Annotated in this window: 1 protein-coding gene and 1 pseudogene; both read right to left on the bottom strand. The window is 58.2% G+C overall.

The window, feature by feature from the left end; genetic code table 11:
• Positions 1-131 precede the first annotated feature (131 nt).
• Complete coding sequence (locus tag EOA49_RS31905; protein WP_127241193.1) at positions 132-1304, bottom strand: Xaa-Pro peptidase family protein; 1173 nt, start codon at positions 1302-1304, stop codon at positions 132-134.
• Positions 1291-1514, bottom strand: a pseudogene (locus tag EOA49_RS32980) (hypothetical protein); the annotation flags it as partial. The pseudogene EOA49_RS32980 and the gene EOA49_RS31905, both read right to left, overlap by 14 nt.

Raw genomic sequence — 1514 nt, 5'->3', positions numbered from 1 at the left:
CGGAACAGCGCCGGCTTTCTCGATTGCGCTTACATAGTGGACGAGACAGAAGTAACCATCCTTTTCCACGTCGAAATTGCTGACGATTCCTATGACTGGTCGCATGTGCTTTGCCATCTTGAATGGGGTGCTTAGGTACGCGAGAAGAGCTTGCGCTCCATGGTGGTCAGGCGTTCCGGGCCTTTTTCCGTCACCAGCACCGTCTCGCTGAAGCCCATCCCCGCTGCCATCATCAGCATATGAAACACCATTCCCGGCTCTAAGACCCATTCGACGCCAGGCACGAATTCGCGGATAAATTCGCCTGCGGACGGGCGATGATTAAGACCAAGCGAATAGCCGGCACGATTCGTATAGGTCTCGCGCAGTCCAGACGCCAGGAGCGGCTCGCGGCAAGCTCGGTCGACCACGCTGGCCGGTGTGCCCGGCCGCATCAATGCGATGGCCTCGTCTTGGATGCGGATGATCGTGTCGGCGATACGCTGTTGCGCAGCGCTCGCCGGACCGACAACAGCGGTGCGCATCAAGCGTGCCCAGTAATTCTTGTGGACCCCGTTTTGTTCAAAGTAGACAGGATCGCCACGTTCCAGGCGCCGGTCCGAAAGTCCTCCATGTATGAGACTTGTTCGATCGCCGGAGGTGATGATACCGCCGAGCGACGCTGCCCCCGCCTTCACCAATGCGCTAGACACAGCCTCGGCGAGTTCTCGCTCCGCGACGCCAGGCCCGATAGCCTCGATGCCGGCCCGCAGGCCCACTTCAACCAGGCGGGCAGCGACGCGCAGATGTTCTATTTCCCGCGGCGATTTGATCAGGCGCAGGTGGTCGACAATACGGGGCTCTCCAACCAGAGTTGCATTCGGCAGCAGCGCCTGCAGCATCTTCCAGCGCTCCACCGTCAAGAACCATGAGTGCTCATCCACACCGACGCGCCCGCCTGCCAACCCAAGACCTTCAAGGGCTCTTCGCGCCGTGTCGAGCCAAACGGGGAGCGGATCAGCCGCATCTGCATAGACCACGTGGTTTTTGACCCATGAGGTGCTGTGCGCCGTGGGGACTTCCATGTCGCGCACGATCAGCACCGGGTCGCCGCGGCTGGGCACTGCTAAGGCGTGATAGGAGAAATAACCAATTTGATCTATACCGCTCAGATAATTAATGTTTTCTGGTTGGTGCAGCAGTAAGACGGGAAGATCATACTTAGCCATTTCTTCTTGAGTACGCCGTAGCCGCTCCCGATATTCCTCAGCCGGGAAATCCATTCCATTATTCGCAGGCTCACTCACCGTCTTAAGCTCCTTCATTGTTGACTAGCCCACTGGATTTGGTTCGCCATTCACCAGCTTGGCGAACCCCCTCTACGCCGGCATACATAATGACTGTGAACGCGATCAGCAGACTTGAAACGGCAGCGATCGTCGGCGTGATCTCTTCCCGAATTCCCGACCACATCTTGATCGGCAAGGTGGTGGTGTCCGGCCCGCTCACGAAAAGTGACAGCACCAACTCGTCGA

The sequence above is a fragment of the Mesorhizobium sp. M1A.F.Ca.IN.020.04.1.1 genome, assembly GCF_003997315.1.
GTDB lineage: Bacteria > Pseudomonadota > Alphaproteobacteria > Rhizobiales > Rhizobiaceae > Mesorhizobium.
Note: the sequence above shows the minus strand (reverse complement) of the source record. Positions and strands in the feature narration are given on the sequence as shown.

Coding starts and splice junctions, on each gene's coding strand:
- EOA49_RS31905 (WP_127241193.1), bottom strand. CDS start 1,304: ATGAAGGAGCTTAAGACGGTGAGTGAGCCTGCGAATAATGGAATGGAT.